General features: G+C 40.6%; 15 protein-coding genes. 2 read left to right on the forward strand and 13 right to left on the reverse strand.

The window, feature by feature from the left end; all coding sequences use genetic code 11:
* The 3 genes from E0F88_RS33230 to E0F88_RS33240 form a co-directional block, all read right to left on the reverse strand.
* Positions 1-660, reverse strand: a 660-nt coding sequence (locus E0F88_RS33230; RefSeq protein WP_131963065.1) for a NotI family restriction endonuclease, incomplete at its 3' end; no start/stop codon positions are given.
* Positions 661-855: 195 nt separating this feature from the next.
* Positions 856-2211, reverse strand: coding sequence for a relaxase/mobilization nuclease domain-containing protein (locus E0F88_RS33235; protein WP_131963067.1), 1356 nt, complete (start codon positions 2209-2211; stop codon positions 856-858).
* The gene (locus tag E0F88_RS33240; RefSeq protein ID WP_131963069.1) at positions 2201-2557 is read right to left on the reverse strand and encodes a plasmid mobilization protein; all 357 of its coding nucleotides are present in this window, start codon (positions 2555-2557) and stop codon (positions 2201-2203) included. Before E0F88_RS33240 ends, E0F88_RS33235 begins: the two co-directional genes overlap by 11 nt.
* A 362-nt stretch (positions 2558-2919) precedes the next feature.
* Here E0F88_RS33240 and E0F88_RS33245 point away from each other — a divergent pair, with 362 nt between their 5' ends.
* Positions 2920-4644 carry a type IV secretory system conjugative DNA transfer family protein gene (locus tag E0F88_RS33245; protein WP_131963071.1) on the forward strand — a complete coding sequence of 575 codons (1725 nt, stop codon included), beginning with the start codon at positions 2920-2922 and terminating at the stop codon, positions 4642-4644.
* On the opposite strand, the gene E0F88_RS33250 is transcribed toward E0F88_RS33245, so the two are convergent.
* A complete protein-coding gene (locus E0F88_RS33250; RefSeq protein WP_131963073.1) occupies positions 4641-4991 on the reverse strand; it encodes a hypothetical protein in 351 nt (116 codons plus the stop codon). The genes E0F88_RS33245 and E0F88_RS33250 overlap by 4 nt on opposite strands.
* Before the next feature lie 255 nt (positions 4992-5246).
* On the opposite strand from E0F88_RS33250, the gene E0F88_RS33255 reads away from it, so the two are divergent.
* Entirely contained in the window at positions 5247-5471 is a 225-nt protein-coding gene (locus E0F88_RS33255) for a hypothetical protein (RefSeq protein WP_131963075.1), read from the forward strand.
* A gap of 23 nt (positions 5472-5494) precedes the next feature.
* On the opposite strand, the gene E0F88_RS33260 is transcribed toward E0F88_RS33255, so the two are convergent.
* From E0F88_RS33260 to E0F88_RS33300, 9 genes are all read right to left on the reverse strand, one after another.
* Positions 5495-6544: a DUF8464 domain-containing protein gene (locus E0F88_RS33260; RefSeq protein WP_131963076.1), complete on the reverse strand. Its 1050-nt coding sequence runs from the start codon at positions 6542-6544 to the stop codon at positions 5495-5497.
* Positions 6545-6867: 323 nt separating this feature from the next.
* The gene (locus E0F88_RS33265; protein ID WP_165940246.1) at positions 6868-7779 is read right to left on the reverse strand and encodes a replication protein RepA; all 912 of its coding nucleotides are present in this window, start codon (positions 7777-7779) and stop codon (positions 6868-6870) included.
* Between the two features lie 58 nt (positions 7780-7837).
* Positions 7838-8128 (reverse strand): hypothetical protein, encoded by a 291-nt coding sequence (locus E0F88_RS33270; RefSeq protein WP_131963080.1) that lies wholly within the window; start codon positions 8126-8128, stop codon positions 7838-7840.
* Positions 8129-8205: 77 nt separating this feature from the next.
* Positions 8206-8868, reverse strand: coding sequence for a nucleotide-binding protein (locus tag E0F88_RS33275; RefSeq protein WP_131963082.1), 663 nt, complete (start codon positions 8866-8868; stop codon positions 8206-8208).
* Between the two features lie 59 nt (positions 8869-8927).
* Positions 8928-9614: a recombinase family protein gene (locus E0F88_RS33280; RefSeq protein WP_131963084.1), complete on the reverse strand. Its 687-nt coding sequence runs from the start codon at positions 9612-9614 to the stop codon at positions 8928-8930.
* Positions 9615-9691: 77 nt separating this feature from the next.
* Entirely contained in the window at positions 9692-10237 is a 546-nt protein-coding gene (locus E0F88_RS33285) for a hypothetical protein (protein ID WP_131963086.1), read from the reverse strand.
* Between the two features lie 6 nt (positions 10238-10243).
* Positions 10244-10879, reverse strand: coding sequence for a hypothetical protein (locus tag E0F88_RS33290; protein ID WP_131963088.1), 636 nt, complete (start codon positions 10877-10879; stop codon positions 10244-10246).
* Between the two features lie 129 nt (positions 10880-11008).
* Complete coding sequence (locus E0F88_RS33295) at positions 11009-11908, reverse strand: DNA adenine methylase (protein ID WP_220466423.1); 900 nt, start codon at positions 11906-11908, stop codon at positions 11009-11011.
* The coding region (locus E0F88_RS33300) for a NotI family restriction endonuclease (RefSeq protein WP_220466424.1) at positions 11880-12424 on the reverse strand (545 nt) is incomplete at its 5' end. The genes E0F88_RS33295 and E0F88_RS33300, both read right to left, overlap by 29 nt.

The following is a 12424-nucleotide window of genomic DNA, read 5'->3' on the forward strand; positions in this document are numbered from 1 at the left end:
CAAATCAGCTTCTTCTGGTGATACTTCTATTAACTCCGGAAGCGTATTGAAAAAAGCTGTTTGTACGGCAACTGCCTGTTTTTTAGCCCATTGCTTAAAAATGCCTCCCTTAGTCAGCATTTGAGGAATAAGTCGTTTGTTAGACGATGACAAATAATCCGGACGGGGATACTTTGTTACACCACGCCACTCAAAATCTGGGCTTTGTGTTTCCATGTATGTTCTGAAGGCTCCGCGAATTGTACCCGATATATAAACTGCTTGTACTTCTAATGACGCAAAATCCAGAATTCTACCACGGTCATCATGCTGTACTAAAACATAATCAATATTACCGGCAGCACGTCCGTTTTTATCTATCAGCCGGATTTCAGGCAAAGCCAAGTATGATGATGTTTCTCCGAAAAAGAATTTAGCTGCATCTGCAATCATTGTCCAATTTTGACGGAAACGAACTGGACAAGTAATAACTGGGGTACTCTTATGATACATAGTACAAACGCCCAAAGGATCTATTTTATCAACCTTTGTGCATTTAGCCGTAATGTTATGATATGGGCAAAACTTATTGTTACGGTGTGTTCTGGCTTCATCCGTCTCATTGCTGATTGGATATCCAAAAACTTCAGCAAGTGGATTATATGGATTTATATCATTCATTTACAGCTACTTTGTGTTTTTACTATTAAAATGTAAAACAATAATACCTTAATTATAGAGCAATTCAATTAAATACATCGGTTTTACCTTACCTGTCATAACCGGTTCGACCCCGGATTTGCTCTTCTCTTCTACCCGAAAGAACCCGCATAAATAAGGCCTTAGCATGCATGGATGCAGCGTTACGCGCCTGATTTATCTATCAAAGTCTAAGCCTTTATTTCGGTCGTGTTGCTGTTGCTCACGCCTACGCCTTGCTTCTTCTAATAATTGTTCTACTTTATCGGTTATATCACTCTGCTGCTTGGCTTCTTGAACCTTTCGCTCACGCTCAACCTGCTGTTTACGTCTCTCTATAATCGCTGCTGCCAAATCTTGGCTATCTGACAGTTCACGGGAATTATCAGGCTCATTTTTTTGCAGAGAAACATTAGCCAGGACAGGGGGGGGATCTATTTGCTGCTCTATCTTAAAATTGTAAGAATATCGTTGGAAATGATTATTTTCTGGTTTCGGCTCTTCCTCTAATTTGCTACTACTTGCTTCTGAGGCTAAATCCCGCCACTGATTTTTTTTGTAAAGCTGGGTTTCTTTATCCTGCTTATATTTCAAATATTCATCAGGCGACAAATCTTTCCATTGATTTTTTTTGTATTCGTTAGCCTCTCTATCTTTTTCCTTTTGTTCTAACATGGCTATCGCCAAATCCTGACTGTCTGATAATTCCCGGCTTTTATCCGGAATCAGCCGCTCTGACTTCTCCGGTTCCGGCCGCTCCGGTGCTTTTTCTTTTTGTACGGCACGCTCCCGCACCATTGCCAAGGCTTCTGCCTCTGGCTTTAATTCATCTCGGATCGGTTGCAGCCGGTCGCGTACATCCTTGGTTTTGGCATTATCCAACTGCCGGACAAGATCGAGGCTTTGACCGTCTGGAGTCACGACACGCCACGGCCGCCGATCATCGGAATAGGCAATTTGATATCCGGATTTTTCAGCCTCTTTAACAAAGCTGTGCCCGTCCTTGGCGTGGTTCCAGAGCTTTGTTAATTCCTGCTTATGATCAGGCTCTTTCGTCTGGTCCCGCCGCTGCGGGGTTATCTCATGACCAAGCTCCCGCTCGATCTCCGCGCGTGCCTGGTCATGCTTTTTGTAATTCTGCCCGTCATTTTTCAATATGCCGGTTTCGTGGTCGTATCGCTCCCAAACGATATGCGCATGAACCCGACCTTTTTTCTCATGCAGGACAATCGCCCGTTTCTGACCGTCAAAGCCTAGATGTTGTTCCAGAATATCAGCGGCGCGTTGCCAGTCCTCCGGACTCATGGGTTGGTCTTCACCTATGGCCGGGTTGATCTGTGCATGATAAAGGCCGTGAACGCCTTTTGTCAGCTCGCTGCTAAGCGACATTTCTAGTAACGATTTTTTCAAATCATAGGGGCGGCTTGTGCCTCGTACAACGTCCAGCAACTGCGCCCGGTCATTTTCGATGTTGTTTAACAGGTAATCGGCCAGCTGCACCCCGTTACCCCGGCTGCGTCCTTTAATCACCATCGCTTACAACATTTTGGATTTTATCGGCAATAGCCTCAATGTCGGAAAACACCTTTTGCACCTGTTCAGGTGTGACGTATTTATACGCCCAACGGTCTTTAAGCATCTGGTTAATATCCGCCCGGATATGACCTAAGCTGCCCAAATCAGCGATCAGTGCCAGCCGGTCTGGGTCTGACTTTCGGCGGCGTGGTTTGCTGTTCAGGATACGCCCCCGGCAATAGTCGGCCTCTGTCAATCCGGAAGCTTCAGCCACCTGTTGCAGTTGTAAGGACTCCGCATCCGTAACCCGGAATTGCACGAGTTTGGACAGCTTCACAGTCGCGGGCTTGGTGGGTCTAGCCATTGTGTTTTTGCTTTTTTGTTTTGACCGCCGGTAGGTGCGGGTAGGGGGTTCAGGGGGTAGGGCGGCAGCCTTGACCCTCTGACAAGACGTTTTGTAATGCGAAAATCCGGCGTTAGCTAAGGGTTTTTGTATTACAAAACATGTCTTGCGTGAAACCACTTTAATAGAAACAAGATTACATATAATTCCAGAATTAAGCAAGATTTAAATAACGGGCAATTCATATCTTATCCTTATACAGATCAAGATATTAAATTTCCTTTTTGACCGCGTTGAAATTTTATCTAATGAGAAAAAAGCTAGTGATCTGGATTTGACAAAAATTGTTAATTTGCATTTACTCAACACTTAAACCCTCTCCTATGTATATTTTTATCTTTCTAATTAGTCTAACTTACGTCGGGTATAATATATATCACGCTATCAAAGGGACAGTTCCAGAATGGATGGAAAAGCGTCTCTACAACTTAAGAAACGAGGGATCATTTAAAGATCATGATAAAAAAAACGAAACTGCCATTGGCGGTTTTTCTAAATTTTATTCACTGTCAATTTTATTCACAAGCTTTATTACTTTAACGTATTTGATTGGCTGGCCAAACATGTCGCGCAACGTAATGTTGTTTATGGCCGTGTTCTTTGCAGCGCTTGTTGTTACATACTTTATGAACCGTAATCTAGGCAGGCGGGTACATTATTATACAAGTGAATATGCCACAGAAGAAAAGAAAACCAATATTAAACAGGCTTACGGCGTAAAAGGATGGGCGACCGATGACGAAATATCTCATGCTTTGCCTCCTGCAAAAGATAATAACGGACAACCTATCGGGATTCATATTGGGCATGGCTGGCATTGGTATGATAAAGGGCATATGCTTTGTGTTGGCGGCTCTGGGCAAGGCAAAGGAATTTCGGTTATACTGCCGGCTTTGTTGTCTGACGGTTTTTCGAACGCTGGCATTTCTACTGTGGTGCTTGATCCAAAAGGGGAAAACGCCGCCGTTTGCGTTCCCCATTTAAGACAGGCCGGGTATGATGTTCACGTTATAAACCCTTTTCAAATTCCACAAATAAGAGATTTAGGGAATAGCCGGTTTAATCCGTTTGACTTGATAGAACCACACGAAGCAAAAAAAATGTGTGACGTTCTAGCTTACTCCCTGCATAACCGCCAAACTTCCGGGGATAATAGTTTTTTTGATAATAAGTGCCGTAACTATCTTAGTCTTTACATGCGCTACGCGCTGCATACAGGCAATGGAAATTTTGATTACGTCTACCAAAAACTACAATTGCCGGGCAAAAAAAGAGAAGAATTTTTGGCATTAATGGCCGGGGGGGATGATACTTTCTCAGGAGCACAAGAAGCTGAAAATATTTTCACTTCTTTAACCAGCCAATCAGCAAAAACGGAAGAAAATATTTTCGGTACGATATTAGAAGCCATTAATATTTTAGGGGATGACGCTTTACGAAATTCCCTGTCAACTTCGGATTTTGATTTGCGTACAATCGCACAAAAACCGACAGCAATCTTTATTTGTATCAAACATGATGAATTGCGCTATTATGCCCCTTGGGTGCGTATGTTCACCGATTTTCTATTAAAAACCTTGACAACTTATTATAACCCAAATCGTAAAGTCCTTGTACTCCTCGATGAATTCGCGCAATTGGGCTACGTCAACGAGTTTAAAAACTCCCCGGCCGTACTGCGGGGCTACAACGTCACTTTATGGCCTATTGTGCAGGAATTAGGCCAATTACAAAGCATCTATAAAGACGCTTGGGAAACTTTTATCAGCAATGCAGCTGTAAAGCACTGGCTGGGCGGCAGTATGGACAACACCACAGCCGACTATATCGCAAAGCGTATGCCAATGGATATAAAATTTGTTGGCTCTAACGCCGACGGATCCCCTCGGGAAGTACAAACCCGGCTTATGGATGCAGAACAAATAATGAAATTTGACGGGATTATCTGTGAACTTAATAAACTGGCAAGCCCTATTAAATTTAAAAAAGTGCCTTATTGGGAATTACCATTTTCAAAAGATAATGCATCGCCAAACCCATTTTATTAAATTTTACGGATTAACCCTGCTGGGGGTGGCAAATCATCATAGCTTGGCGGGCGTGTCCCTGTTTTCGCTGCGTATAATTTCGATGCAACTTCACCAGAGGGCAAATGAGGGACAGAATTTTTGTATCTGGCCGTAAGGGTCTGACCTTCCATGACTATAACCAGATCATCAGAAAACCCATTATTAACAAATCGGTGCAGATTACGGTATTGCCGTTGTTGCTCCGGATCAGTCAGATTGTGTATTCTACCAGTCAGGAAATCCGGAACTAACAAAAGCTCTTGTTCCGGATTGAGATAATCGGCAATGTTTTGAAAAAACTGTGCTGCTGCTTTACGAATGCTCACGGCGCGGCCTCCTGAAGGCTAATTTCCGTAATCATATCACAGGTTTAGCACAAAGTCAAAACAAAATATTATTTTGTTCAGGATCTGTAAATTTGACCAGGTGCGGCACGCTCCAGAGCAGATCCCGGCGATATCTTGCCCGATATCCTGCCGACACCTTGAATACATCCAAATAATATTTGGTTTTAAAAATATGAAACTATCAAGCACAGTTACATGTTTTAAGGGGATAATTTAACCTAAATAAATAGATCGATGTCTTTTGTTAAAATTAAAGCAACCCCTTCTAATGCTCAAGGCTCAATACATGCACAGAGTCATGAGCGTACCTTTTATTTGAATTCTAACCATATCGCTGGTATTTCAGAAGATGGCTGGATTAAGCTTGCCGGAAGTGTCTCTATTCTACATTTGGGCGGAGAGTATTTTATAAAAATGCGCCTTGCAGATATTCACGCTGTTAAGATTGAAGAACTATAATAGTGTCATTTTAACACCGACATTCATATTTTGGGTTTGTTATCCTGTGCCCGGCGGTGTGCTGCGGTTGCGCTGGAGTCGAAAAATTTCATTGGCGCAGCCTTAAATTGAACTCGCTTATCTGATGGAACTTTGGTTAGATAATCGTTTAGATCGTCTAAATTGTGATCTTGATACATATAGCGACAATCGCCCAGCTTGTACCCTAGCGGGTCCAATATTTCAGCTATTCGCTCAAATGCTTTTTGTCCGGCATCATCATTATCCAAAAATAGAACGGCTGTGTTTATTTCGGACAAAACAGGCTGCGTCTTGATATACTCAGCTGCACGGGCTGCAAACGATGTGGAGTTTAAAACGATCACCGGGCTTTCTGGTTTCTCCTGTCCGGTAAGAACCAGAAAAGATAAAAAATCAATTGACCCTTCAAAAATATAAACAGACTTTGCAGTTTTATTCTGACCGGGAATGAAACTAATATTTTTATTCCCGGTATTAACGTGGTGTTTATAGGCCGTGGCCGCTCTGATTTCTAAACCACCATCAATGTTTGGAAATGATACGCCATAAAATTTCTTCTTTGACTGGTTATCCAGATAATTGGCCTGTCCGCAAAAGCTCTGTGCCAGCTTTGAAGGGATGCTCCGCTCGGCCAGATAACCCAAAAGTTGGGGGTTGGTCAGCCGCTTGTTGTCGATCAGGGTAAATCTGTCCTGTTGAATGGCCTCAATTCGGCCAGATTTCGGGGCTGTGATGGCCTTAGCGGGCCATTGCGCTACCCTTGCCCCATTTAATCCGTCAAGCCACTTCAGCGCGTCAGAAATCGCCTTATCTGAAGTTTCCTTTCCAATCATACAGTTAGCAAAAGCAATGACGTTTCCGCCCTCGCCCGAACCAAAATCTTTCCAGCACCACAACCCGGATGGAAGTTGCCAAACCTTAAAACTCGGCGTGTCTTCCTCACGGAACGGCGAAAAATACCAAATCCCCTGCCGTGTTACCGGCTGTTGCTGGCAACCAAGCTGTGCAAGCAAGGACGGTAAATCAATCTGTTTGGCTTGGGCGACGTTCATAAATTTCCGGAAAAGACATAACTCAAAAAATGCCTTGCTGATCAAAAAGAAAAAGCGCCGGCGTATGATCTAATTTTATCAGCTCCGGAATATTTAACAACTAAAAACATAGTTGCTGTTATTTTTTCTTTTTGAACAGTAAAGTTTTCCACATAGTGGAACAGCTATTAATAGGTTTTAATTTTTATTAGTTTTTATTAATAGTAATGGGATACCAAGTTACGGTCTTTGCGGATACCAAGTTACGGTTGATAACTACACTTTCGGATACCAAGTTACGGTTGATAACTACCTCAAAAATAAGGTTATCCACATTTTCATAACTATGGTAGTAATATCTTTTTCTGAATAGGTGCAAGGCTTTTTCTGAAGCGCCAGCCCTCCCCGTCGAAGCTAAATTTTGCGTCTGAATAAGCCAACTTAACCAGGTCGGCCGTTTGCCTCATTTTCACTTTAAAATTTTTCATGGTTCCGATATCTCCTCCAAAAATATCTTTCATTGTAGCCCAGGATAAAAACAGTTCTTTATCCAAACTGTGTAGCCGGTAGGCCATCCATGTGTAGAAATCTATTGCGCGGGCATTGCCAGATAAGATTTTAAGATGTTCCATTGACAAAGGCAAAGGATGCTTTTGCAATTCATCCCAATAATCAAGGCTTAAAACGATATTACGCCGCCATAATAATAGCTGTTCAGGATGTGTTTTAGGAAATAAATCAAAACCTTTAACAATAGGCATTTGGCCGTGTACGCTGCTACCGTCTGTATCCCGGTAGGCTACACTAATCAAGGATGCAGATAATCGTGCAATCTGATTTCGGGCCTGGCTGATCTGATTTCCCCCATCCGTTAGACCAATCTTTTGGAGGAATTTAGGTAAACTGTCAGCCTCAATCTCAATTTTGTTACTGCCCTGCTGCAAGGCAAGGGCATTAATAACACCAAGCAATAAACGCGCTTTTGGACCAAATGGAAGTCCCAGAAATTGATTTTTACCTGTATGAATGTTCGGCACAGGCAATTGAGAAATATTGAGCTGAAAATGTCCGCTTTTGTGTATATAACTTTCTGTCGGGTCTAACTTTACGTCACGGCGCGGAAAATACACATGAGCCAAAGCCACGGGCATATAAAGCTGTTCACGGTCATCACGAGATATATTGAAACTCTCCATAATCAATTTATGTCGGCTTTCTGCGTACCTAGACAGTTTTTGTGGCTTTTCTTCGCTCATTTTAGTTCCCATTTGACAACTTTATATACAACTATTTTTGCAACTATTTTAAGTTGTATTATTTGGTTCTTTTAAGTTTATCCTGAACAGCAGTCACAATAAAATCATGCATAGAAATCCGGTCACGTTTAGGCATGTTATCTTGTATAGCACGTATCTGCGCAAGCTCACTTTCATAAAGCTTAATTGTAAACGATTTCAAAGCGTCCTCTTGATCTGCCTTTATCGGCGGTTTTTTGCTCGATATAGTAGACCCGCCTTTTTCAATCATGGCTATCATAGCCTTTTCGTCAAGCTGCGGGGCTGCTGGTGGTAAGGTCAATTTGGGTTTTTTCTTTACCGTTGCCATTTCTTTATCCTGTTGTTTAATTAGTTGTTTATTTAGAACTAAATTTAGTTGTAATAATGAAACTAAATTTAGTTCTATTATTTTATCTTTTTAGCCTTCAAAATCTTGTCAATACCCTTATAAAGGGCTTGAAATTCATTTGCGGCTTTTTCATCAATCGGTTTTAATTCTATCACGCCTAGCCCTTCAGCTGCTGCATTCCCATATGCAATTCGGTTGCCTATGGGAGTATCCAGAAAGATAAGTTTATCAGAACTTTGCAAAAGCTCTGCTGCATCCTCTTTATGGTTTCCTCTGGAGTCTGCCTTATTGATAAAAGTCACACACACCAAAGAGGAATTAAACGGCAATACCTCGTTAAGCAGGGCATTAACTTTGTTCAGTGTCCAGATATCAAAGGAACGCGCGGCAAAGGGAAATAAAGCCACATGCGAAACGGTCAAAGCCGAACGCTGGCTAACAGTATCACGGCCGCCGACATCTATGATAATATCATCATACTTGCCGGCTAATCGCTTGACCTGACCGTTTAAATCGCTGCCTGTGATCTTGACCGCCGTATAATCTAAAACTCCATCTAACGCTTGATTTCTGAATGCGGTAAAATCCGTTGCGGATTCCTGGTCATCAGCATCAACCAAAAGCACATCACGCTTTTTACTAGCTAATAAAACCGCTAGGTTGGTCGCAATAGTTGTTTTGCCGCTGCCACCCTTAATTCCGCCTACTGTATAAATCATTATTAGAACCCTTTTTTGTTGTAATTATAGTTGTAAATCTACAACAAAATTTACAACTGTCAATATATGCGCTTCAAAAGTGCAAATACATTGGGAATGTGCCATTTTTGGCCGTTATTCCGATATGTAGGCACGTTACGGCTATTCAGCTCGTCACGTATCGACCGGATGGTTATAAAACCTTCTGCTTTTAGTCCGTCAATGATTGGGCGCATTATCTCGGCGAATTGGTCTGCGGCGATTTTATTCTTTTTGCCGAGCACCCGGCCATTTTTACCCAGGACTATGCCCCGGCGTTTAGCTGCGGCCAAAGCCTCCTTTGTCCGTGTGCCGATCTGCTCCGCTTCATGCTCTGCAAAAGCGGCTAGCATGTGCAGCATAACTCGGCTGGCGTGTGGATTGTCCACGGCCTTAAATTCTACCTTGCTTTCCATCAGGTTTGAAATAAAGGCCACGTTGCGGCCTAACCTGTCAAGCTTGGCGATAATAAGCGTTGCCCGTTCTTTCCGGCATTGGGTGAGGGCGGTCAATAGTTGCGGACGCTTGTTTTTGCGCCCGCTCTCAACCTCCGTATATTCTGCGGCGATATCATAGCCTTGTGCTACTGCGAAACGCTCTACGGCCATTTGCTGGGCTTCCAGACCTAATCCTGTAACTTCTTTCTCCATTGTTTCCGGATCATGTCCCGGCCAGTCTTTTAACTGGCGTTTGGTCGAGACACGGTAATAGGCAACTGCTTTTTTCATCACTGGCCAAAAAGAAATGGGTTGTTTGTTAATAAATATACGGACGTATATATAGTAACAATATAAACCTAAGTAAGCTATTTATCAAAAGAATTCTTCTTAGTTCTATAGCCGTATATAGCACTTACTTCATATGAAGTGATATTATATCTCGTATCACTCGATATTGTGGTTTCAATCGATACCAAAGAATTATTATTATAATATGACGCAAATATTGTTGATCCATCAGGAGAATCTGTAGTACGAATACGCTGATATCCTGCCGCCTTTATTTGACTTTTAAGATTGTTAAATGAACCTAAATCATAAGTACTATAACTTACTTTCAATTCTTCTGATCCGCTTGTTTTGTCATTTAAATTAGCTGTAATAACAAACATTAAAGTTTCACTTGTTTGATTAATTTTTTTTGTAAAAAAATATCCATCTCTTATTTTATAACCACCTGGAAGATCCGGTTTGAACGTTTTAAAAAATCTAAATTCTTTATTATGTGCGTAAGTTTCAAAATCTTCATAGCTTACTGACTTAGCCAATTTAATTAAATCGGTTACATCACATTGCTGACCCACAGCCGAAAAGCTAACAAACAATAGAAAAAATGTATACTTATAGAGCATAAAAAATTATTTAGGTTCCCAGATATTAGTTGTCTGACGTGTGGATGAAACAGTGGTAGTAGTGGTAGTATTAGAAAAATCAGGAATGTACCCTTTTGTTAATTTATTACTGGATAGATTTTCCAATTCCTTGATATAATGTTCAAAATTTCTAATAATAGTATTTTTTTTATCTGAATAAAGAAGCCTAATAAGTTCTTCCTTACTAAATTTTTCTATTATTTTCTTTGCTAATGGGTGAACATTTAAAAAGTAAAAATTTTCTGTTTTTAAAATTTCTTCGTCATATTTATCGTTGCAGATAGCTGCTTTTTTGGGGAAAAATTCATGAGAGGCTCCATCCCTAAATAATTTTACTAGGTGTCTTATTTGTTCATCGTTAAAATTATTGGGGAAAATATAATTGATAGAGCATTTTATATTTCTAACTGTTTTGGTCATTTCAATAGGACCTTCCCCAAAGTCCATTATCAAAAAACCTAACATATCTAATAGAGAAAAACATGTAAGAGCAATTGGAACTGCAAGTCTTTTATAATTAGATGTATAATCCGCACATTCTAACATTTTCTCCAAGTCCTTTAAAGCATACTCATCAATATGATTAAAATATTCTCGGATATTCTGTTCTGTTATTGCCATATAAATAATTTAAACATTTATTTCTCATCAAAACCGTCACCCTGAACAACTTCTATTAGGAAAGTATAAAAACCTCCCTTCATCCATACATAACTGTACTTTTGTACAATCTTTTAATTTAACCCTAAATTACCATTCGAGATTATCTGATATTATGATCTCATTTTTTTCTAAATGGTGGGTTGTTTTCATTGGAATTGTTGTATAACGCAATCCAAATTTATCAGCCAAACCACGAATTTCTTCAGTATCATCATACGTTAGCATAAAGCGCCCTTTGACCTTAGCCACGTATTCAAATAACTTGGCATGGTCAAGATCATAAAACGTATATAGTCTTTTTCCGGCTTTTGTATAAGGCGGATCAATAAAAAAATAACAATCCGAACAATCTCGATAATCTTCTAAAATCTGAAATGCATCATAAGATTTATATTCCACTTTTTTTATAATCTGCTGAATAGCTGTAATACGATCATACAAAGTTTTTGCGTACCATCGTGACGCTATACCTTTTCCATTCTCTCCATTTTTAAGAAATCCTGCCCCCTTCGTAATAATCCCGCCGTGGCAAATACGATTTTTCAAAATAGTATTAAAGCCAATGTCACGCACTTGCTTGATATCAATTTCAAGTGCTGCCTTTGCAGTCTCAATACTTAAATTGAAATGCAAAATTTTATCTGCTAACCATTGGTTATCATCGCTAAATATTGTTTCCCATACGGCCGATATTTCCGGATCAAGCTCCGTCATTATTACCTTTTCAGCAAGGTTCTCAAAAGCGGCCGTCAAACTTACAATTCCACCTCCTGCAAATGGTTCGATCATCAAAGGGATCGGCTTTTTATCTTGTTTTAACCATTTTCTAACAGTTGGAATAAGCCAGGTTTTTCCTCCCGGATAACGGAACGGGCTTCGTTGCGGCACTGACGCAACATTAACGACCTTATTTTTAGGCTCATCAAGTTCTAATTCTGCCCCGAATAAATTAAGTTGCTTATTCATCTTCACCTCCATCATTCTCATTCAATAAATTTTCAAAATCCCGCGCGCTTTCAGGGCGAACGGTTAATTTATTATCAACCTCTTTTTGTAATCCCTTAACAAATTGGCTAATATCTCCCGCTTCTGGTGCAGTGAACTTTAATAATGCTGTTTCAAATTGTGTGTAAACAGTTCGAGTATGTGTAAGATCATATCTTAGTCCATCCTCACTAGGGATCAAATCATACAATAACCAAGCCAAATCAGCTTCTTCTGGTGATACTTCTATTAACTCCGGAAGCGTATTGAAAAAAGCTGTTTGTACGGCAACTGCCTGTTTTTTAGCCCATTGCTTAAAAATGCCTCCCTTAGTCAGCATTTGAGGAATAAGTCGTTTGTTAGACGATGACAAATAATCCGGACGGGGATACTTTGTTACACCACGCCACTCAAAATCTGGGCTTTGTGTTTCCATGTATGTTCTGAAGGCTCCGCGAATTGTACCCGATATATAAACTGCTTGTACTTCTAATGACGCAAAATCCAGAATTCTACCAC

Source organism: Dyadobacter psychrotolerans (assembly GCF_004349265.1).
In the GTDB taxonomy this organism is placed as follows: domain Bacteria; phylum Bacteroidota; class Bacteroidia; order Cytophagales; family Spirosomataceae; genus Dyadobacter; species Dyadobacter psychrotolerans.

Excerpts from the sequence above, each read along its gene's own strand:
- E0F88_RS33235 (WP_131963067.1), bottom strand. The coding sequence starts at position 2,211 with ATGGTGATTAAAGGACGCAGCCGGGGTAACGGGGTGCAGCTGGCCGAT.
- E0F88_RS33240 (WP_131963069.1), bottom strand. The coding sequence starts at position 2,557 with ATGGCTAGACCCACCAAGCCCGCGACTGTGAAGCTGTCCAAACTCGTG.
- E0F88_RS33245 (WP_131963071.1), top strand. The coding sequence starts at position 2,920 with ATGTATATTTTTATCTTTCTAATTAGTCTAACTTACGTCGGGTATAAT.
- E0F88_RS33255 (WP_131963075.1), top strand. The coding sequence starts at position 5,247 with ATGTCTTTTGTTAAAATTAAAGCAACCCCTTCTAATGCTCAAGGCTCA.
- E0F88_RS33260 (WP_131963076.1), bottom strand. The coding sequence starts at position 6,544 with ATGAACGTCGCCCAAGCCAAACAGATTGATTTACCGTCCTTGCTTGCA.
- E0F88_RS33265 (WP_165940246.1), bottom strand. The coding sequence starts at position 7,779 with ATGAGCGAAGAAAAGCCACAAAAACTGTCTAGGTACGCAGAAAGCCGA.
- E0F88_RS33270 (WP_131963080.1), bottom strand. The coding sequence starts at position 8,128 with ATGGCAACGGTAAAGAAAAAACCCAAATTGACCTTACCACCAGCAGCC.
- E0F88_RS33275 (WP_131963082.1), bottom strand. The coding sequence starts at position 8,868 with ATGATTTATACAGTAGGCGGAATTAAGGGTGGCAGCGGCAAAACAACT.
- E0F88_RS33280 (WP_131963084.1), bottom strand. The coding sequence starts at position 9,614 with ATGAAAAAAGCAGTTGCCTATTACCGTGTCTCGACCAAACGCCAGTTA.
- E0F88_RS33285 (WP_131963086.1), bottom strand. The coding sequence starts at position 10,237 with ATGCTCTATAAGTATACATTTTTTCTATTGTTTGTTAGCTTTTCGGCT.
- E0F88_RS33290 (WP_131963088.1), bottom strand. The coding sequence starts at position 10,879 with ATGGCAATAACAGAACAGAATATCCGAGAATATTTTAATCATATTGAT.
- E0F88_RS33295 (WP_220466423.1), bottom strand. The coding sequence starts at position 11,908 with ATGAGAATGATGGAGGTGAAGATGAATAAGCAACTTAATTTATTCGGG.